At 70.6% G+C, this 18,676-nt stretch carries 17 protein-coding genes; 6 read left to right on the top strand and 11 right to left on the bottom strand.

All coding sequences use genetic code 11. The features are described from left to right. Nucleotides 1–98: 98 nt before the first annotated feature. The gene (locus tag RMT89_RS17130) at nucleotides 99–2,582 is read right to left on the bottom strand and encodes an alpha-L-arabinofuranosidase C-terminal domain-containing protein (RefSeq protein ID WP_315884616.1); all 2,484 of its coding nucleotides are present in this window, start codon (nucleotides 2,580–2,582) and stop codon (nucleotides 99–101) included. A gap of 143 nt (nucleotides 2,583–2,725) precedes the next feature. Here RMT89_RS17130 and RMT89_RS17125 point away from each other — a divergent pair, with 143 nt between their 5' ends. Further along, entirely contained in the window at nucleotides 2,726–3,187 is a 462-nt protein-coding gene (locus RMT89_RS17125; protein WP_315884615.1) for a DUF6314 family protein, read from the top strand. Between the two features lie 10 nt (nucleotides 3,188–3,197). Next, complete coding sequence (locus tag RMT89_RS17120; RefSeq protein WP_315884614.1) at nucleotides 3,198–3,434, top strand: hypothetical protein; 237 nt, start codon at nucleotides 3,198–3,200, stop codon at nucleotides 3,432–3,434. On the opposite strand, the gene RMT89_RS17115 is transcribed toward RMT89_RS17120, so the two are convergent. From RMT89_RS17115 to RMT89_RS17105, 3 genes are all read right to left on the bottom strand, one after another. After that, nucleotides 3,423–4,016: a histidine phosphatase family protein gene (locus RMT89_RS17115; RefSeq protein ID WP_315884613.1), complete on the bottom strand. Its 594-nt coding sequence runs from the start codon at nucleotides 4,014–4,016 to the stop codon at nucleotides 3,423–3,425. The two genes, RMT89_RS17120 and RMT89_RS17115, sit on opposite strands and share 12 nt — an antisense overlap. Before the next feature lie 106 nt (nucleotides 4,017–4,122). Next, nucleotides 4,123–4,557 carry a GNAT family N-acetyltransferase gene (locus RMT89_RS17110; protein ID WP_315884612.1) on the bottom strand — a complete coding sequence of 145 codons (435 nt, stop codon included), beginning with the start codon at nucleotides 4,555–4,557 and terminating at the stop codon, nucleotides 4,123–4,125. A 44-nt stretch (nucleotides 4,558–4,601) separates the two neighbouring features. After that, nucleotides 4,602–6,038, bottom strand: coding sequence for a PLP-dependent aminotransferase family protein (locus tag RMT89_RS17105; protein ID WP_315884611.1), 1,437 nt, complete (start codon nucleotides 6,036–6,038; stop codon nucleotides 4,602–4,604). Between RMT89_RS17105 and RMT89_RS17100 the strand changes: the two genes are divergently transcribed. Further along, nucleotides 6,037–6,972 carry a DMT family transporter gene (locus tag RMT89_RS17100; RefSeq protein WP_315884610.1) on the top strand — a complete coding sequence of 312 codons (936 nt, stop codon included), beginning with the start codon at nucleotides 6,037–6,039 and terminating at the stop codon, nucleotides 6,970–6,972. The two genes, RMT89_RS17105 and RMT89_RS17100, sit on opposite strands and share 2 nt — an antisense overlap. Nucleotides 6,973–7,064: 92 nt before the next feature. Continuing rightward, nucleotides 7,065–7,262, top strand: a complete 198-nt coding sequence (locus RMT89_RS17095) for a DUF1918 domain-containing protein (RefSeq protein WP_315884609.1) — start codon at nucleotides 7,065–7,067, stop codon at nucleotides 7,260–7,262. A gap of 1 nt (nucleotide 7,263) precedes the next feature. Here the strand turns inward: RMT89_RS17095 and RMT89_RS17090 are convergent, their stop codons facing one another. Beyond that, nucleotides 7,264–8,484, bottom strand: a complete 1,221-nt coding sequence (locus RMT89_RS17090; RefSeq protein WP_315884608.1) for a family 10 glycosylhydrolase — start codon at nucleotides 8,482–8,484, stop codon at nucleotides 7,264–7,266. A gap of 174 nt (nucleotides 8,485–8,658) precedes the next feature. Here RMT89_RS17090 and RMT89_RS17085 point away from each other — a divergent pair, with 174 nt between their 5' ends. Beyond that, entirely contained in the window at nucleotides 8,659–9,531 is an 873-nt protein-coding gene (locus RMT89_RS17085) for a 3-hydroxybutyryl-CoA dehydrogenase (protein ID WP_315884607.1), read from the top strand. A gap of 182 nt (nucleotides 9,532–9,713) precedes the next feature. Then, nucleotides 9,714–9,971, top strand: a complete 258-nt coding sequence (locus RMT89_RS17080) for a hypothetical protein (protein ID WP_315884606.1) — start codon at nucleotides 9,714–9,716, stop codon at nucleotides 9,969–9,971. Here the strand turns inward: RMT89_RS17080 and RMT89_RS17075 are convergent. From RMT89_RS17075 to RMT89_RS17050, 6 genes are all read right to left on the bottom strand, one after another. Further along, nucleotides 9,968–10,507: an NUDIX hydrolase gene (locus RMT89_RS17075; protein ID WP_315884605.1), complete on the bottom strand. Its 540-nt coding sequence runs from the start codon at nucleotides 10,505–10,507 to the stop codon at nucleotides 9,968–9,970. The genes RMT89_RS17080 and RMT89_RS17075 overlap by 4 nt on opposite strands. Before the next feature lie 75 nt (nucleotides 10,508–10,582). After that, nucleotides 10,583–11,923, bottom strand: a complete 1,341-nt coding sequence (locus RMT89_RS17070; protein WP_315884604.1) for a transcriptional regulator — start codon at nucleotides 11,921–11,923, stop codon at nucleotides 10,583–10,585. 282 nt (nucleotides 11,924–12,205) lie between these two features. Continuing rightward, a complete protein-coding gene (locus RMT89_RS17065; RefSeq protein ID WP_315884603.1) occupies nucleotides 12,206–13,264 on the bottom strand; it encodes a PP2C family protein-serine/threonine phosphatase in 1,059 nt (352 codons plus the stop codon). Nucleotides 13,265–13,677: 413 nt separating this feature from the next. After that, nucleotides 13,678–16,191, bottom strand: a complete 2,514-nt coding sequence (pheT, locus tag RMT89_RS17060) for a phenylalanine--tRNA ligase subunit beta (RefSeq protein ID WP_315884602.1) — start codon at nucleotides 16,189–16,191, stop codon at nucleotides 13,678–13,680. Further along, the gene (gene pheS / locus RMT89_RS17055; RefSeq protein ID WP_315884601.1) at nucleotides 16,191–17,312 is read right to left on the bottom strand and encodes a phenylalanine--tRNA ligase subunit alpha; all 1,122 of its coding nucleotides are present in this window, start codon (nucleotides 17,310–17,312) and stop codon (nucleotides 16,191–16,193) included. Before pheS ends, pheT begins: the two co-directional genes overlap by 1 nt. A gap of 155 nt (nucleotides 17,313–17,467) precedes the next feature. Further along, entirely contained in the window at nucleotides 17,468–18,625 is a 1,158-nt protein-coding gene (locus RMT89_RS17050; protein WP_315884600.1) for an ATP-binding protein, read from the bottom strand. Between the last annotated feature and the right edge of the window lie 51 nt (nucleotides 18,626–18,676).

The raw sequence follows: 18,676 nt of genomic DNA, 5'->3' as shown, positions 1-18,676 counted from the left end.
CGCTCTCACCACGTTCCGGACACGGCGGGCGCCGTGCGAACGCCCGCCGTCCCCGGTACGGCTCTGAGGTGAACCACGAGGTCGTACGTGAGCGAGGACTACCCCTGTCTGATCCTCAGGAAGGTGACCGAGTTCGCCGGGAAGGTGTACTCGAACTTCGAGGCGATCCCGGAGACAGTGGACGTCACCGGAGTGACCGGGGTGTTCGTCTCGGTGTTCACCGAGTCCGGGTCGCCCGCCAGGGTGGTCACCCGGGCCCGGGAGGCGACCTTCGCGCCGCCCAGGTCGATCGCCGTACGGGCCTCGGCGGCCTGGGCGTTGACGACCTTGACGATCAGGTCACCGGTCGCCGCGTCCTTGGTGACGACCTGCCGGAACGGCTCGGCCGGCTTGTCGTCGGTGAAGCTGCCCCACTCCTGGCCGTCGAGGTAGAGGGTGACCTGGCGGCCCCGCAGCTTGATGTCGATGTCGTAGGCGCGGCCCGTCTCGATCGAACCGGCCTTGGAGATCAGCGTCGACTTGCCGCCGTCCGAGGCCTGTTCGACGGCGGACTGGGTGTTGTTCCAGCCGCCCAGGTTCCACCAGTAGTAGTTGCCCGTGTCCTTGACCCCGAAGGCGACCAGGAAGCCCTCCTTGCCGGACTTCTTGGTGGCCTTCAGGTGCAGGTCGTAGTCGCGCCAGGTGGGGTCACCGGCGGTGACCAGGGTGTTCTCGGCGGCCTCGTCGGTCTGGACGTAGGCGCCGTCCTGGAAGGTCCAGCTGCCCGTGCCGTTGTGCGTCCACTTCGAGGCGTCACCGGAGAAGTCGTCGCTCAGCAGCGAGGTTCCGTCCGCCGCCGTCACCTTCACATCGTCGTACGCCGCACTGGTCGCCCACGTCGACAGTCCGACGGCGCCGGTGATCGGGCCGCTGACGTTCGGGGTGCCGGTCGCGGTGGACGGGACGACGCGGTCGCCGACGTTGGTCATGAACAGCTTCTGGACCTCGTAGTTGGCGGAGTTCCAGGACGCGTCGTTGTTGAACCAGATCAGGTCGGGCCGCCACTGGACGTAGTCCTCGTTGGCGAGCAGCGGGGCGTACGAGGCGAGCTTGACGATGTCGGCGTTGCGCTCCAGGCCGGTCATGAACGCGGCCTCGGAGAGGGCGTTCTTCATGGTGTTGCCCTGGGAGGCGTACTCGCCGAGGAAGACCTTGGGTCCGTTCCTGTCGTAGCTGTCGTAGCGGTCGTTGTTCTGCAGGAACCACTGCGGGCTGTTGTAGTAGTGCTCGTCGACCATGTCGGCCTTGCCCTCGCGGTTGAGCTCCCAGGCCCGGTCGAAGGTCGAACCGGTGTCGTCCGGGCCGGAGTTGGAGATCACCGTGATGTCCGGGTACTTCGCCTCGATCGCGGTCCGGAACTTCTGGAAGCGGGCGAAGAACTCGTCGGGGAGGTTCTCCTCGTTGCCGACGGCGAGGTGGGTCAGGCCGAAGGGCCTCGGGTGGCCCATCTCGGCACGCTTCTTGCCCCAGGTGCTGGTGGCGGGGCCGTTGGCGAACTCGATGAGGTCGAGGGTGTCCTGGATGTGCCGCTGGAGCAGTGCCTCGTCGTCGGTGGCGCGGTTCTGGCCGCAGCCGGTCACCAGGGCGGGGACGACGGGCAGCGGCATGGCGCCGATGTCCTCGGAGAAGCGGAAGTACTCGTAGTAGCCGAGTCCGTAACTCTGGTTGTAGCCCCAGAAGTTGGCGTTGGTGGCGCGCTCCTCGACCGGGCCGATGGTGTCCTTCCACTGGTAGGAGCGCTTGCGCTGCCAGCCGGAGGCCTCGCTGTAGTCCTGCATGGAGCCGGTGTTGACCAGACAGCCGCCGGGGAAGCGGACGAACGACGGGTTCAGGGCCTCGATCTTCTCGGCCAGGTCCTTGCGCAGGCCGTTCGCCTGGTGCTTGTAGGTGTCGCGCGGGAAGAGCGACACCATGTCCAGCGCGGCGGTCCCGGAGGACGCGACGGAGAGGCGGCCGTACGAGCTGGTGCGGCTCGCGGTGAAGGTGGCGGTGTACTTCTTCCAGCCTCCGGAGACGGCCACCTGGCGGGCGCTCGCGAGGGTGCCGGCCGCGTCCTTCAGCCCGACGGTGAGGGTGCTGGCGGCCTCGGCGCGGGCCCACACCGAGAAGTCGTACCGCTTGCCCTGCTCGACACGGATGCCGGTGTTGTAGCCGGCGTTGATGACGGACGAACCGGCAGCCAGGGAGAGGTAGTTGCGGTTGCGCTCGTTCAGGCGGCCGGTGTCGTTCTTGACCTGGGCCGTGCCGGAGACCGCCCAGGAGGTGAGCGGTGTGTACGAGCCGTTGTCGGCGGTGGAGTACTCGAAGGACCGGTTCTGCACGAGCTCGGCGTACAGACCGCCGTCGGCGGCCCGGTTGATGTCCTCGAAGAAGACGCCGTACATGGTGTCGTCGATCTTCGCGCCCTGGGCCGTCGGGTCGACGGTGATCGCGTAGTCGGTGACGTCCTCGGCGTGCGCGGGTGCGGGGACGAGTCCGGCGGTCGCCACCAGGAAGGCGGTGGCGCCGAGACCTAGTCTCCAGCGGGTGCGGGTGCGTGGCATGGATACTCCGCGGCTCGTTGTTCGACAGAGAAGTCTGTTCGAAATATCAGACGCTGATCAGCACTTCGAACGGCAAGATAGGGAGGGGGACCCGGAGCGTCAACGGGTCTCGCACGATCGAAAGTGTCGGAAGTGAGGGTGGGATGGGCGAGTTCCGGCCAGTACCGGATGTGCTGACGTATCTCGCCGGCGGCTGGCGAGCCGTCCGTTCCGTGCGGGATCACGCGAGCGACGAGCGGGGCGAGTTCACCGGCACGACGGTTTTCAGCCCTCTGCAGGGCGGCGGGCTGCTGCACGAGGAGTCCGGTTCTTTCGTCTGGCAGGGCATGGCCCGGCCCGCCGAGCGGACGCTGCGCTTCCTGCGCGGGAGTACGCCCGGCACCGCGGACGTCCGCTTCGCCGACGGCCGCCCCTTCCACGATCTTGACCTGTCCACGGGCCGTCATATCGCGGACCACCCCTGCGCGGCCGACCTCTACCGGGGCGAGTTCACCGTCCTCGACGAGGACCGCTGGCGGACGGTGTGGCGGGTGCGCGGGCCCGCGAAGGACCTGGTGCTCACCACCGACTATCTGCGCGAACCCACTGTCAGCGCCCGCCTCTGAGGTGCTCGGCATGACCACATGGACCCAGGACTGCTACGGCCACCACGAGGTGAACGTCGTCTTCGCGCGGGGCACTTCACTCGACGCGCTCACCGGCGGCCCGCGCGAACTGGCGCGCGAACCCCTCGACCAGGGGGAGGGGAACGGCTGGACATGGGCCGTCCACGACATGCTCAACGCGGACGGAGCCCACACGCTGCGGATCATCGTGGATCACTTCGGGCTTCCCACGGGTCTACGTCCGTGAAGGCTCGGTCGGCATCCCGTCGAAGCGGAGGTTCCAGCGGCCGGCCCGGCCGGTGACCGTCGTCGACGACAGCGGGCGGACGTCGAGGTTCCAGTAGGTCGCGGGGGGCGCCTTGAGGGCGTAGACCAGGGCGGCCCGGATCACCGAGGGTTCGGCCACGGCGACGACCCGGCCGCCGTCTCCCACGGGCCGGGTGTCGAGCCAGCCGCCGACCCGGGTGATGAAGGACAGCAGCGACTCACCGCCGTGCGGGGTGGCACGCGGGTCCGCGAGCCAGGCGTCCACCGCCTCGGGCTCGCGGGCCATCGCCTCGCCGAGCGTCAGCCCGCGCCAGCGGCCCATGTCACAGTCGCGCAGGGCGAGTTGCACCAGCGGCGCGTAGCCGAGGGCGTCGCCGGTGGCGCGGCTGCGCGGCGTGGGTGAGCAGTAGCGCAGCTCGGCCGCCGACAGGGGCACCAGATCGTGGGCGACGCGCTGCACCTCGTCCCAGCCGGCCTGGTCCAGCGGACGGTCGTCCTCGAAGCGCTCCGCGAGCAGCGGGGAGCTGCGCGCGGCGGCGACGAACGTGACCCGAAGTGACATGCCGCGATGGTGATTCGCGAAAGTGCGCAGGTCAAGAGGTGTTACCTGGGAGTTACCCAGGGTGTGCGAAACCTTACTCGAAGGTCAGGACCAGCCGGACAAACCGCTAGAAATGGAGCGCCATCCACTGGTCGGGCCGCTCCAGCGGAGCGAACCCGAGCTTCTCGTAGACGCCGTGCGCGTCATGGGTGGCGAGCAGGATCCGCCGGATCCCGTACGGCCGCAGCTCCTCACGGACGGCACCGACCAGTGCCGTACCGATGCCCTTGCCGCGGACCGACGGATCGACATACACATCGCACAGCCAGGCAAAGGTGGAGCGATCCGTGACGACCCGGGCATACGCCACCTGCTCCCCCGAAACCACCTCGTACACCCCGAAGTTGAGCGATCCCTCGATCGCCCTGTCCTGCTTCTCGCGGGACCGTTCGAGCGCCCAGTACGCGTCCGTGGACAGCCAGCGGTGCACGCGCTCGGCGTCGATACGGGCGGGGTCGGCGGAGATCTCGTAGCCCTCGGCGAGGCGCGGCATGTCGGTCATGGGCCCGAGATTCGCAGGCGGCGGGAGGAGGCGTCGAGCCGATTTCACCGGCCGGCCTCCTCGCAAGCCGTCCGCAACCGCCGTACCCCTTCGGCGATCTCACCCGTCCCGGCGACCGCCGCGAAGCTCAACCGCAGGTGGGCGGCCGGGGGTTCGGCGCTGAAGTACGGGCGGCCAGGGGTGATCGCGACGCCCGCGCGCAGGGCGGCGGCGGTCAGCGTGGCCTCGTCCGTCCGCTCGGGCAGGCGCAGCCAGAGGTGGTAGCCGCCGGACGGGATGTGCGGCAGGGCGAGTTCGGGCAGCTCGCTCAGCAGCGCGGCCGTCATCGCGTCCCGGCGCAGTCGCAACTCCGTGGAGATCGCTCGCAGATGACGCGGCCAGGCGGGCGAACCGACGAGTTCCAGGGCCGCCTCCTGGAGCGGCCGGGGCACGAAGAAGGTGTCGACGACCTGGATGGCACGCAGCCGCTCCAGCACCGGGCCACGGGCGGCCAGGGCGCTCACCCGGAAGCTCGGCGATGTCGCCTTGGTCAGGGAGCCGACGTGCACGACGACCCCGTCGGGATCGTCGGCGGCCAGCGGACGCGGCAGCGGCCCGGCGTCCTCGTGCACCAGCCGTCGTACGAAGTCGTCCTCGATCACGAAGGCACCGGCCTCGCGGGCGATGCTCAGCACCTCGGCGCGGCGGCCGGGGGCGAGCACGGCGCCGGTCGGGTTCTGGAAGAGCGGCTGGCAGACGAAGACCCGGGCGCCGGTGGCCCGGAACGCGTCGGCGAGGAGGGCGGGGCGCACCCCGTCCGGGTCGACCGGGACCGGCACGGGACGCAGTCCCGCCGCCCGGGCGATGGCCAGCATCCCCGGGTAGGTGGGCGACTCCACCAGCACGGGCGCGCCGGGCGGTGCCAGCGCGCGCAGGGCCGTGGTCAGCGCGGACTGGCCGCCGGAGGTGACCAGCACCTCGGCCGCCGTGACCGCTCCGCCGATGCTGCGCGCGAACCACTCACGCAGTTCCGGCAGCCCCTCCATGGGCGGCCTGCCCCAGGCACCGGGCCGGCGCCCGGCCCGGGAGAGCGCCGCCGCCATGGCCCGCTCCGGCTGGAGGGAGGGGTGCAGATAGCCGCCGTTGAACTCGATCACGCCGGGCGGCGGGGCGGCGAGCGAGACCAGGACGCCGGAGGCGTCCACCGAGCGCGGTACGAGGTCGGCGGCGCCGTCCGCGCTGAGGGAGACCTCCTGCCAGGAGGTGTCGCCGGCGGGGGCCGCCTCGGCGCGCGGCCGGGCGCGGAATGCTCCGGCGCCGGGCCGGGTCACCACCAGCCCCTCGGCGGCCAGGTGCGCGAGCGCACGCGAGACGGTCACGGGGCTCACCCGGAACCGCTCGACGAGGGCCCGGCTCGACGGGAGCTTTCCACCGTAGGAGTAGCGGTCGAGTTCCCGTCGCAGCTGATCCGCCAGTTCACCGACACTGCTACGCTCTTGCATGAGAGCACACAGTAGCGCTACTGCACGGAATACGATAGCGGTCACCATCCCGGCCGACACTCCGGGCAGCACCACGACCGTCGCCACCGGCACCCTCCTCGCCGCGCTCGGCGTGACCGCGTTCTCCCTCACCTTCCCGGCGACCGCCTGGGGCCTGGAGGGCTTCGGACCCTGGTCGCTGGTGGCCGTGCGCGGTGTTCTCGCCGCGCTGCTCGCCGGTGGCTGTCTGCTGGCACTGCGGGTGCCGCTGCCGGACCGCAGGCACTGGGCGGGGCTCGCCGTCGTCGCGGCCGGAGTCGTCGTCGGCTTCCCCCTGCTGACCACGCTCGCGCTCCAGACGTCCACCACAGCCCACGCGGCGGTCGTGGTCGGCCTGCTCCCGCTCACCACCGCCCTGCTCTCCGCCCTCCGCATGGGCACCCGCCCCTCGCGCACCTTCTGGACGGCGGCACTGGCCGGGGCGGCCGCTGTGGTGGCCTTCACCGTGCAGCAGAGCGGCGGCTCCCTCACCACCGCCGATCTGTATCTGTTCGGGGCCCTGCTGGTGTGCGCGGCCGGTTACACCGAGGGCGGCCGGCTGGCCCGGGTCATGCCGGGCTGGCAGGTCGTCGGCTGGGCGCTGCTGCTGTGTCTGCCGGTGTCCGTGCCCGCCGCCGCGCTCGCCCTGACCCTGGAACCCGTCCAGCTCACCGCGCACAGCGTGACCGGGCTGCTGTGGGTCTCGGCCGGCTCCCAGTTCCTCGGTCTTGTCATCTGGTACCGGGGCATGGCGGTCATCGGGGTCCCGAAGGCCAGCCAGTTGCAGTTGGCCCAGCCGCTGCTCACACTGGTGTGGTCGGTGCTGCTGCTGGGCGAGCATCTGACAGTGGCCGCCCCGCTGACGGCCGCGGCGGTGCTCGTCTGCATCGCCGTCACCCAGCGGGCGCGTGGCTGAGTGGGTTGTACGACCCACTTCCCACCGCCGCCCCGGGCCGTAGACTCAAGGCCACGGACCGCTGCTCCCGCACTTGCTGAGGAGGCTCCCAGATGCGTGCAACCGTGGGCGACCAGCTTGTCCAGCACGGCAGGGTGGTCGGACAGCACGACAAGGTCGGCGAGATCGTCGAAGTACTGGGCCAGGAGGGCAATCCGCCGTACCGCGTCCGCTTCGAGGACGGGCACGAGGGCCTGTGCTCCCCCGGCCCCGACACCGAGATCCGCCACAAGGACATCACCCCGAGGTAGATCAGCGCGGGGGCATCGCCGGCTGCCGGTAGTGGTCGGCGACCACCCGCGCCATCGCCCCGATCGGATCCGCCGCCACCTCCCGGGCGGCGAAGAAGACATGCCCGGCCACTTCCTGATGCTCGCGCGCCAGCGTGAGATGCCGGGACAGCTCGGCCGGGTCCTGCCAGGCGGCGCCCTGCGCCGGGTCGCCGGCGCGGTACAGCGCCTCGCCGACGTAGAGCTTCGTCGCGGTGCCCCGGACCGTCTTGGCCCACCAGGGCAGCAGCACGGCGTAGTCGGCGGCGGCGAAGCCGATGTGCCAGTACAGCTGCGGGCAGATGTAGTCGACCCAGTTCTTCCGGACCCATTTCCGGCTGTCCGCGTACAGATCGTCGTACGCCTGGAGCGCCCGGGTGTCGCTGCCGAGCGGGTCGGTGCCGGCGTTGCGCCACACCCCGAAGGGGCTGATCCCGAACCGCGTCCCCGGCCGGACCTCCTGGACCCGGGCCGCCGTCTCCTCGACCAGCCGGTCGATGTTGTGACGCCGCCAGGCAGCACGGCCGGAGAAGCCTCCGCCGTGGCGGTCGTAGGCGACATCGTCGTCGAAGGTCTGGCCCGCCAGCGGGTACGGATAGAAGTAGTCGTCGAAGTGCACGCCGTCCACGGGGTACTTGCGGACCGCGTCCATCATCGCGTCCTGCACGAAGGCGCGGACCTCGGGCAGCCCGGGGTTGTAGTAGAGCTGCCCGCCGTAGCGCACCACCCAGTCGGGGTGCTTGCGGGCCGGGTGTGAGGCGACGAGGCTGGTCAGGTTCGTGTGCTTGGCGATCCGGTACGGGTTGAACCAGGCGTGCAGCTCCAGCCCGCGGGCGTGCGCCTCGCGTACGGCCGTGCCGAGCGGATCCCAGCCGGGGGCCTTGCCCTGTGTCCCGGTCAGCACGACCGACCAGGGTTCGTACGGCGAGGGCCACAGGGCATCGGCCGTGGGCCGCACCTGGAAGATCACCGTGTTCAGCCGGCGCCGTACCGCCGTGTCGAGGTGGGCGATCAGCTCGGCGCGCTGCGCCGCCGCGCTCAGGCCCGGCCGGGAGGGCCAGTCCCGGTTGTCCACCGTCGCCAGCCACATACCCCGCATCTCGCCGGCCAGATGCCGCCACCTCGGCGCGGCCGACGCCCCCGATGCCGTCGAGAGGGTCGCCAGCGCGGCCAGTGCGAAGGCCCTGCGCGTGACTCGGCCCATCCTCCGCACCCCCAATAGCACTGCGGACCCGCACCGTCACGGACCGTCTCCGCGCCCAGGATGCCCGACCCCGACGATCGATCATCGATACTTGGGAGTAACGTGCACGAACGGAGCAGGCCCCGGAGACAACGGCGGACCTGCCCCCAGCCGAAGATCAGCGAAAGGGACGATGTGACGTACCCCGCGGGAGACATCGCGCGCGTCGGAGTGGTGGGCTGCGGCCAGATGGGAGCCGGCATCGCCGAGGTGTGCGCCCGGGCCGGCCTGGACGTGAAGGTCGCCGAGACCACCGGCGAGGCCCTGGAGATCGGCCGTACCCGGCTGTTCAACTCCCTGGCCAAGGCTGCCGAGCGCGGCAAGATCAGCGAGGACGAGCTGGCGGCGACGCAGGCGCGGCTCGGCTTCACCACCGACCTCGGCGAGTTCGCGGACCGCGATCTGGTGATCGAGGCCGTCGTGGAGAACGAGCAGGTCAAGACCGAGATCTTCCAGGTGCTGGACCAGGTCGTGACCCGGCCGGACGCCATCCTGGCCTCCAACACGTCCTCCATCCCGCTGGTGAAGCTCGCGGTCGCCACCTCTCGGCCCGACCATGTCATCGGCATCCACTTCTTCAACCCGGCCCCGGTGCAGAAGCTGGTCGAGCTGATCCCGGCGCTCACCACCTCCGAGGGCACGCTCAGCCGCGCCCAGGGCTTCGCCGAGAAGCTGCTCGGCAAGCACGCCATCCGCGCCCAGGACCGCTCCGGCTTCGTGGTGAACGCGCTGCTGATCCCCTATCTGCTCTCCGCGATCCGGATGTTCGAGTCGGGCATCGCCAGCCGCGAGGACATCGACAACGGCATGGAGCTCGGCTGCGCCCACCCGATGGGCCCGCTGAAGCTGTCCGACCTGATCGGCCTGGACACCGTCGCCTCGGTCGCGTACTCGATGTACGAGGAGTACAAGGAGCCCCTGTACGCCGCTCCCCCGCTGCTCCAGCGCATGGTCGACGCCGGCCGCCTCGGCCGGAAGTCCGGCTCTGGTTTCTACACCTACGGCTGATTACGCACGGTGGCTTGAAAGGGCCCGGCACTCCCGCGAGTGCCGGGCCCGCGGCATTCACACACCGTGTGCACTCCGGGCACGCATATGCCCCCCGCACACGCTCCCCACGTGTCCACCAGGGGAGTTGACTCCTGATGCGTATGCAAGGGATGTGAAACGACTACGGAAAGGAGCGGTTCGTGACCGCCGATCCCGAGCAATCCGTCGTCCAAGGAGAACTCGCAGAGTTACGACGCCGACTCGACGTGGCATACGCCCGCGTCGAGGGCGGACTGGCACTGATCACCCATCGCACCGAGGAGACCGCCAAGGAACTGGACGAGTTGAACACGCGGATGGTCACCCTGGAGCACGCTCGCTGGCCGCTGCCGTCGATCGCGGCCGTCACGGCCGTGGGCGCCCTGGTCGTGGCGATCTGGCAGGCGCTGGGGCGTTAGGCGTCCTGCCCGAGCCTGAGGTGGTGCAGCAGGAGTAACGCGGCCGCCATGTTGGCGGCCGGGACCTCCCCATGGGCGACCATGTCGGGGACGAGCTTGAGGGGGACCCATTCCCGGCGGTCCGACTCGAAGTCGTCCACGGGATGTCCGACGTACTCACCCTCGTCGGCCCAGTAGATGTGGTGCCGGGCGTCGGTCAGTCCGTTGGACGGCTCCACGCTCATGAGGTGGTGCAGGGGTCCCGGCCGCCAGCCGGTCTCCTCCTCCAGTTCCCTGGCGGCGGCTACGGCGATGTCCTCGCCGTCCTCGACCACTCCGGCCGCGAGTTCCCACCCCCAGCTGTCGGTGATGAACCGGTGGCGCCACAGCAGCAGGACCTCGTTGGCCTCGTTGACCACCGTGGCCACGGCGACCGGCCGCAGCCGTATCAGGAAGTGGTCGAGGTGCCGGCCGTCCGGCAGCCCGACGTCCGCGAGATTGACGCTGAACCAGCGATTTGAGTACACAGTTCGTTCGTTCTGCTTCGTCCACTGCACGGTTCTGCCACCTTCCGTCGAGTAAGTGGCAATATCGCAGCAGGGACTATGAGCTGTCGGTGGTCGAGCACCGGCCTACAGCGGTACGCGTAGTGCGCCGTCGATGAGTTCCGCGGCCTCGGTGGTGCCCGCACAGCCGCTGCGCACCAGATACTCGCGTACCGCCCGGAGTCTGTCGCGCAGCCGCTGGGACTCCATTCCCCTGGCCTGTTCGGCCATCTGCACGGCGGTGGCCACCGCCTTGTCGGCGTGACCCTGACGCAGTTCGATCGTGCTGAGCATGGCGAGCCGGTGCACCCGGCCCCGGTCATGGGCGGGATTGTCCACGGCTGCGGCCGCGTGCTCCCCGGCCGCCGCCAGCTCGCCCAGGCTCAGCAGCGCCTCCGCCACCTGGACGTTGACAAGTCCCGGCTGGACATAGCCCGTTTCATCGGGTTCGTATCCGCGCCGGATGCGCTCGGCGGCCTGCTCGGCACGCCGGATGCAGGACAGGGCACTCGTGCCGTCGCCGAGGTGCGCGTACGCCTTCGCCTGCATCGCGTACAGGTCGGAGGCGAGCGCCGGGGTGATGTGCCGGCCCGCGGCGCGCAGCGCGGCCTCCGCGAAGGCGACGGCCTGGCGGAACTCCCGCATGAACAGGGCCTGGTTGACCAGCAGGGCGATCACATAGGCGCCGAGTCCCCGGTCGCCGCTGGCCTTGGCGAGCCGCAGCGCCTGGTGGAAGTAGCGCTGGGCCAGGCCGTGCGCGTCGGAGTCGTAGGCGCAGATCCCGGCGATGGCCACCAAGCCGCCGGTGGCGCGGTGGAGTTGGCGGCCCGTGGCGTCGGTGTAGCTGCCGCGCAGCAGCGGGGCGGCCTCGGCGTTGAGGAAGCCGACGATCCGGGTGCGGGTCGCTATGCCACCGGCCTTGCGGTACATCTGCTCGTAGTGGGTGCGGGCGGCCCGCAGCATCTCGATGTCGGCGGGCGTGACCCGGTGCCGGCCGCCCCGCGAGACGTCGACGTCCTCGGGCGGGTTCTCCCACTCCCACACCGGCATCACGGCGGGGGTGCCGGTGACGGCGGGCGCGCCGAGGATGTGCGGGCGCTGCTGTTCGTCGGAGCGCCACAGGGCGGTGGCCCGCTCGACGAAGCCGGACAGCGAGGTGCCGTGCGGGGCGGAGGGTTCGCCGGGTACGCCGAGACCGATGTCGTCGAGGGTGACGGGCCGTTGGAGCCGTCCCGCCAGCACCTCGCAGATCAGGTCGGGGACTTGACCGCGCGGCCGCTGGCCCTTCAACCACCGTGCCACGGCGGTGTGTTCGTATCTGAGCGCGAGCCCGCGCGCCCGTCCGGCCTGGTTCACGTGTGCCGCAAGACCCGCGTGCGAGATCCCCGCCTCGTCCAGGATCGCGTCGAGCAGAGTGTTGGGCTGCATATATGCCCCCCGGGTGGCTCGGTGTCCGTCAGAGTAGTGGTTCCGTCTTCACACGGGGTGTGAACGGAGTGCTCGAATCCGGGCTGTGTGCGCACTGTCGCGGAGAGTTTCCACCCGGTTGACTGAATTGCCTCGCAAGAGGCCGGCCGGGCCGCCGGCTCCCCCTCGTACAGTGCGGCGGCCCGCATCCGCGCCGTCCGCCCAGCTGCCTGCCCGACACTCCGTGGCGGGGCGGACGGCCGCGCCGGCGCTGCGCTTGCTGGGTGACTGAACGCCGGTGCGCTAAGAGTGCGTTGTCGGCTGCGGGTTTGATGTGGCTGGTCGCGCCCCGGTGGCGGAGCCACCTATGTCACGGCCTCGCGCCCCTGAAAGGTGTGTCCGATCGTTCCGCACGATCAGCAACGCGATGTCGTCGGCCGGTGTGCCTCCCGCATGGCGCATCAACGCTCTGAAGACGGTGCGCAGGATGAGCTGCGGAGTACACGGCTGAGTGTGAACCGCACCCACCAGAGCCGCCCTCAGCGAAAAGAACCGGCCACGTGCGTCGCGTGCGTCTTCCACACCATCCGTGTACAGGGCCAGGGCCTCGCCGGGGAGCAGGGGCCCGCAGGGAACGGCCGCCAGTTCCGAAGGCAGTGGGAAGGGGCCCAGCGGCGGCAGTGGCTCCGCCCGGACCAGCGGCTCGACCCTCGTACCGCTGATCAAATACGGCCATGGGTGGCCGCAGTTGAGGACCCGGACATCGCCGTCCTCGCCGATCTCCAGCAGCAGGACGGTCGCGAACTCCTCCGCAGCGGGGTGGTCGTCACGGGACCGCGTACGCAGGTGCCGGTCAAAGGCACGCTCCAGGCGACGCAGCACGCGGTCCAGGTCGGGCTCGTCATGGACCGCCTCGCGGAAGCTGCCGAGCAGGGCCGCGGCCGTACCGACGGCGGCGATGCCATGCCCTCGGACGTCGCCCATCACCACGCGTACCCCGTGCTCGGTGGCGATGACCTCGTACAGGTCCCCGCCGACACTGGCGCCGCGGTCGGCGGAGAGCTGGGCGGCGGCGATGTTCAGTCCGTCGATACGCGGCGGCAGCGGCCGCAGCAGCACGCTCTGCGCGACTCCGGCGACCCGGCGGATCTGCCGCAGCTCACGCAGGAGGGCCTGGCGGACGTGGAGTATCAGGCCGGTGCCGACCGCGAAGAACACGGCACTGGTGACCACGCGCGCCCCGATGCCGTCCTGCTGGGCGAGCGGGCAGGTGAGCTTGTAGGTGATCGCCATCGCGCCCCAGGCGGTGGGCAGCCCCAGCGCGAGCAGGCGGCGGGGAAACACACCCTTGATGCGGATCATGCCGATGGCCCCCCATGTAGGCCCTGTCAACGCAGAATCGGACCGACCCCGAAAGGCCGGTCCGATTCTGTCGACCGCATGGCCCGGAAGGACCAGTTCGCCCAGAAACCTCACTCAAATGAGTGAGGTGACTGTGAGGGGTGTGGGGCGAAGCCCTCACACCCAGGGGCGCGGGGAACCGCGCGACCAGCCACAAGAGACCCGCCCGCAGCCGCCGAACGACAGGAGTCCCCCACCCCTTGGGCGCACTAGGGGGTGTTTTGAAAGTCCCGCACAGCACCCACGGCGCCCGGCACGCACCCTCGCCGCACCGGCCAAAGACCCAAGTACGTCCAGTACGAGGGCCTTCGTCCGGCACGCCGAGGGCACGCACCGAACACCGCGGGCACCGCACAGGACTTTCAAAACACCCCCTAGCCCCGCAGCACCGCCCCGGTCCGCTCGCCCGCAAGGGCAACCGCCGCATCCCGAGCGGCCGAAGCCTCATCCACGGTCAGCGTCCGATCCGCCGCACGGAACCGCAGCGCATAGGCCAGCGACTTCTTCCCGTCACCCAGCTGCTCAGCGTTCTCGTACACGTCGAACAGCCGGATGGCCTCCAGCAGGGAACCCGCGCCCTCGCGCAGCGCGGCCTCCACATCGGCGTGCGGCACGAACTTGTCGACCACGAGGGCGACATCCTGCGTGGCGACCGGGAACGAGGAGATGCTCGGCGCCTGCGGCGTACCGTCGCCCACCTGCTCCAGCGCGTCCAGGTCCAGCTCCATCGCGCAGGTGCGCGCGGGCAGACCCAGCGCCTTGAGCACCCGCGGGTGCAGCTCACCGGCGTGGCCCACGACCCGCTCGGCACCGTCGACGGCGACGACCAGCTCGGCGCACCGGCCCGGATGCCACGGCCCGTACTGCCCGGGCCGCACGATCAGCTCGGCGCCCGTCTCGGCGGCGACGGTCCGCGCGGCCTGCACCGCGTCGGCCCACCCGGCGGGACGGCCGGCGCCCCACCAGCCGGCCTGCTCGCGGGCGCCCGCGAGGACGACGGCGACATGGCGCGGCTGCTCCGGCAGTACGGAGTTGAGCGCGGCGATCTCCTCGTCGGTGGGACGCCGGTCCACGGGCAGGTGGACGGCGGCCCGCTGCTCCTCACGCGGGAGGAAGACCAGGCCCGTCTCGAACAGGGCCAGGTCGTGCGAGCCCCGTCCGTCGTTGCGCCGCAGCGCGCCGAGCAGGCCCGGCAGCAGCGACGTACGGAGCGCGGGCTCCTCGTCGTTGAGCGGGTTGGTCAGCTTCACGACCCGGCGGGCCGGGTCGTCGGCGTCGAGGCCGAGCTGGTCGAAGACCTGCTCCCCGATGAACGGGTAGTTCGGCGCCTCGACGTACCCGGCACCGGCCAGGGCGCGGCCGACGCGGCGGTGCAGCCGCTGACGGTGGGTCAGGCCACGGCCGGACGGCGGCTTGGGCAGCGTGGAGGGCAGGTTCTCGTAGCCCTCGAGCCGGATGACCTCCTCGGCGAGGTCGTTCTGCTCCAGCAGGTCGGGCCGCCAGGACGGAACGGTGACGATCAGCTCGTCCTGCCCGTACACATCGCAGCCGACCTGCTGGAGGCGGCGTACCACGGTCTCGCGGCCGTAGTCGACGCCCGCGACCTTGTCCGGGTGGTCGGCCGGGACCGTGATGGTGTGCGGCGCGGACGGCGCGATGACCTCGGTGACGCCGGCCTCGGCTGTGCCGCCCGCGAGCAGCACCAGCAGGTCGACGGTGCGCTGGGCGGCCGCGGCGGCGGCCATGGGGTCGACACCGCGCTCGAATCGGCGGGACGCCTCGGAGGACAGCTTGTGCCGGCGGGCGGTGCGCGCGATCGACACGGCGTCGAAGTGCGCGGCCTCGATGACCACGTCGGTCGAAGCGTTCTCGACGTCGTCGTGGTCGGCGATCTCGGTGTTGGCGCCGCCCATGACACCCGCGAGGCCGATCGGGCCGCGGTCGTCGGTGATCACCAGGTCCTCGGCGTGCAGCTTCCGCTCGGTGCCGTCGAGGGTGACGATCTTCTCGCCCTCGGCCGCGCGGCGGACGCCGATGGTGCCCTGGACCAGGCCCCGGTCGTAGGCGTGCAGCGGCTGGCCGAGTTCCATCATCACGTAGTTGGTGACGTCGACGGCGAGCGAGATCGGCCGCATGCCGACCTTCTGCAGCCGGCGCTTGAGCCAGATCGGGGAGCGCGCCTCGGGGCTCAGACCGGTGACGGTACGCGCGGTGAAGCGGTCGCAGCCCATGGGCTCGGAGACCTGCACCGGGTAGCCGAACGCGTTCGGGGCCGGGACGTCGAGCAGCGCCGGGTCACGCAGCGGCAGACCGTAGGCGATGGCGGTCTCGCGGGCCACGCCGCGGATGGACAGACAGTCGCCGCGGTTGGCGGTGACGGCGATGTCCAGGACCTCGTCGACCAGTTCGAGGAGCTCGATGGCGTCCTTGCCGACCTCGGTCTCCGGGGGCAGCACGATGATGCCCTTGGTGCCGTCGTCGCCCATGCCCAGCTCGTCGCTGGAGCAGATCATGCCGTGCGAGGTACGGCCGTAGGTCTTGCGCGCGGAGATCGCGAAGCCGCCGGGCAGCTCGGCGCCGGGGAGCACGACCACGACCTTGTCGCCGACCTGGAAGTTCCGGGCGCCGCAGACGATCTCCTGGGGCTCACCGGTGCCGTTGGCCTGGCCGACGTCGACGGTGCAGAAGCGGATCGGCTTCTTGAACTCCGTCAGCTCCTCGATGGTCAGCACCTGGCCGACGACCAGGGGGCCCTTGAGGCCGTCGCCGAGCTGCTCGACGGTCTCGACCTCAAGCCCGGCCGAGATGAGCTTGGCCTGGACGTCGCGCCCGGTCTCCGTCGCCGGCAGGTCGACGTACTCCCGCAGCCAAGAAAGCGGGACCCGCATCAGATCTCCATCCCGAACGGCCGGGTGAACCGGACGTCACCCTCGACCATGTCTCGCATGTCCTCGACGTTGTGGCGGAACATCAGCATCCGCTCGATGCCGAACCCGAAGGCGAAGCCGCTGTACTTCTCCGGGTCGACGCCGCAGGCGGTGAGCACCCGCGGGTTGACCATGCCGCAGCCGCCGAGCTCGATCCAGCCCTCGCTGGAGCAGGTACGGCAGGGCCGGTCGGGGTTGCCGACGGACTCGCCGCGGCAGACGTAGCACACCATGTCCATCTCGGCGGACGGCTCGGTGAACGGGAAGAAGTTCGGCCGCAGCCGGGTCTTCATGCCTTCGCCGAACAGGGACTGGACCATGTGGTCCAGGGTGCCCTTGAGGTCCGCCATGGTGAGGCCCTCATCGACGGCGAGCAGCTCGACCTGGTGGAAGACCGGCGTGTGGGTGGCGTCCAGCTCGTCCGTGCGGTACACGCGGCCCGGGCAGATCACGTACACCGGCAGCTCGCGGTCGAGCAGTGAACGGATCTGCACCGGCGAGGTGTGGGTGCGCAGCACGACACCGGACTCGGTGCCGCCCTGCGGGCCCTCGACGAAGAAGGTGTCCGCCTCGCCGCGGGCCGGGTGGTCCGGGCCGATGTTGAGGGCGTCGAAGTTGAACCACTCCGCCTCGACCTGGGGGCCCTCGGCGACCTCGTAGCCCATGGCCACGAAGATGTCCTCGATGCGCTCCGAGAGTGTGGTCAGCGGGTGGCGGGCGCCGGCCGGTACGCGGTCGTAGGGCAGCGTGACATCCACCGCCTCCTCGACCAGCACCCGGGCGTCGCGCTCGGCCTCCAGCTCCGCCTGGCGGGTGGCCAGCGCCTTGTTGACGGCGCCGCGGGCCTGGCCGACGAGCTTTCCGGCGGCGGCCTTGGCGTGCGGGGGCAGGGCGCCGATCTCGCGGTTGGCGAGAGCCAGCGGGGAGGTGCCGCCGGTGTGGGCGACCTTGGCCTCCTGGAGCGCGTCGAGGGAGTCCGCGGCGGCGAAGGCGGCGAGCGCCTCGTCCCGCATGCGCTCGATCTCTTCCGGTTTCAAGGCCTCGACCTCTACAGGGTCGTACGACTTATTCGGTGCCGACATCTCTTCCCGTGCTTCCGATTGGCTGGCTGAAGGTCCCCGTCACCGACTCCGACGGCCGTCTCCGGGACACAAAGGTGCCAAAGGCCGAGTCTAACGGGGTGGAGGTATACGAATGCGCCCGCGGCCGTCAGGCCCGCCCGTCGCCCACCACCGCCCTATTTGACGCTACGCGGCAGATCGAATTCAAACGCCGGTGCGGCCACGGGCAACGTAAATCGGAACTCGGCGCCGCCGCCTTGGGCACGGCCGACCGTGATGGTGCCGCCGTGGGCCTCGACGATGCCCTTGACGATGTAGAGCCCGAGGCCGGTGCCACCGCGCTTGCTGCCCCGCCAGAAGCGGGTGAAGACGCGGTTCATGGACTCCTCCGGGATGCCGGACCCCTCGTCGCTCACCGTGACCGACGTACCGGCGCCCTCCCCCTCGCGGGGTGACGCCGTGGGCGTGACGTCAATCGTGACGGTTCCCTCGCCGTGCCGCACCGCATTTTCCAGCAGGTTGCTGAGCACCTGGTCGATCTTGTCGGGGTCGGCCCACAGGTCGGGCAGCGGCTGCTGAAGGCGCAGCATGAAGCGGTCGGCGGGCTGTCCGGCGGCGACATAGGCCTGGATGTGCCGTCCGACGGCGGCGCCGATGTCGACGGGCTGGCGGCGCACCTCCAGCCTCCCGGAGTCGATCCGCGAGATGTCCAGCAGCTCGGCGATGAGCCGGGTGACGCGGTCGGCGTCGGCGTCGACGGTCTCCAGCATCAGCCGCTTCTGGTCGTCGGTGAACCTCTCCCACTTGGCGAGCAGGGTCGCGGTGAAGCCCTTCACGGAGGTCAGCGGCGAGCGCAGTTCATGGGCGACCGTGGCGATCAGCTCGGCGTGGCTGCGCTCGGTGCGGCGGCGGGCCTCGGTGTCACGGAGGGAGACGACGACCCGGCGGACGGGACCGGTGGGCTCGGTGCGCACGTACTGCACGGAGACGAGGACCTCCCGGCCGCCCGGCAGCAGCAGATTCCGCTCGGGCTGCCGCACCCGGATGGCGAGTCCGCCGTAGGGATCGGTCAGCTGCCACCAGCGCCGGCCGTCCAGATCCTCCAACGGCAGGGCCTTCTCCAGCCGTTGCCCGAAGGCCTCTGCGGCGGAGACGGCGGTGATGCGCTCGGCGGCGGCGTTGAAGCAGACGACATGTCCGTGTTCGTCGGCGACCACGAGGCCGTCGGGGAGGTCGTCCGGGGTGATGCCGAGTTCGGCGAGGTCGCCGTACCGGGGCGCGGGCGGGCGACTCACGTCCCGTGCTCCCGGTGCGCTGCTCGTGCCGACACTCATCCCCGTTCCCCACCTCTCAGACGGCTGAGGGGCCCCGAGCTGGTCACCTTA

The sequence above is a fragment of the Streptomyces sp. P17 genome, from assembly GCF_032436805.1.
GTDB lineage: Bacteria > Actinomycetota > Actinomycetes > Streptomycetales > Streptomycetaceae > Streptomyces.
This window is presented reverse-complemented; position numbering and strand designations above follow the sequence as displayed.

What these genes read in the sequence shown, in the direction of transcription:
- RMT89_RS17100 (WP_315884610.1), top strand. Translation starts at nt 6,037, where the DNA reads ATGAGAGCACACAGTAGCGCTACTGCACGGAATACGATAGCGGTCACC.
- RMT89_RS17050 (WP_315884600.1), bottom strand. Translation starts at nt 18,625, where the DNA reads ATGAGTGTCGGCACGAGCAGCGCACCGGGAGCACGGGACGTGAGTCGC.
- pheT (WP_315884602.1), bottom strand. Translation starts at nt 16,191, where the DNA reads ATGCGGGTCCCGCTTTCTTGGCTGCGGGAGTACGTCGACCTGCCGGCG.
- pheS (WP_315884601.1), bottom strand. Translation starts at nt 17,312, where the DNA reads ATGTCGGCACCGAATAAGTCGTACGACCCTGTAGAGGTCGAGGCCTTG.
- RMT89_RS17130 (WP_315884616.1), bottom strand. Translation starts at nt 2,582, where the DNA reads ATGCCACGCACCCGCACCCGCTGGAGACTAGGTCTCGGCGCCACCGCC.
- RMT89_RS17070 (WP_315884604.1), bottom strand. Translation starts at nt 11,923, where the DNA reads ATGCAGCCCAACACTCTGCTCGACGCGATCCTGGACGAGGCGGGGATC.
- RMT89_RS17105 (WP_315884611.1), bottom strand. Translation starts at nt 6,038, where the DNA reads ATGCAAGAGCGTAGCAGTGTCGGTGAACTGGCGGATCAGCTGCGACGG.
- RMT89_RS17115 (WP_315884613.1), bottom strand. Translation starts at nt 4,016, where the DNA reads ATGTCACTTCGGGTCACGTTCGTCGCCGCCGCGCGCAGCTCCCCGCTG.
- RMT89_RS17095 (WP_315884609.1), top strand. Translation starts at nt 7,065, where the DNA reads ATGCGTGCAACCGTGGGCGACCAGCTTGTCCAGCACGGCAGGGTGGTC.
- RMT89_RS17125 (WP_315884615.1), top strand. Translation starts at nt 2,726, where the DNA reads ATGGGCGAGTTCCGGCCAGTACCGGATGTGCTGACGTATCTCGCCGGC.
- RMT89_RS17110 (WP_315884612.1), bottom strand. Translation starts at nt 4,557, where the DNA reads ATGACCGACATGCCGCGCCTCGCCGAGGGCTACGAGATCTCCGCCGAC.
- RMT89_RS17120 (WP_315884614.1), top strand. Translation starts at nt 3,198, where the DNA reads ATGACCACATGGACCCAGGACTGCTACGGCCACCACGAGGTGAACGTC.
- RMT89_RS17090 (WP_315884608.1), bottom strand. Translation starts at nt 8,484, where the DNA reads ATGGGCCGAGTCACGCGCAGGGCCTTCGCACTGGCCGCGCTGGCGACC.
- RMT89_RS17065 (WP_315884603.1), bottom strand. Translation starts at nt 13,264, where the DNA reads ATGATCCGCATCAAGGGTGTGTTTCCCCGCCGCCTGCTCGCGCTGGGG.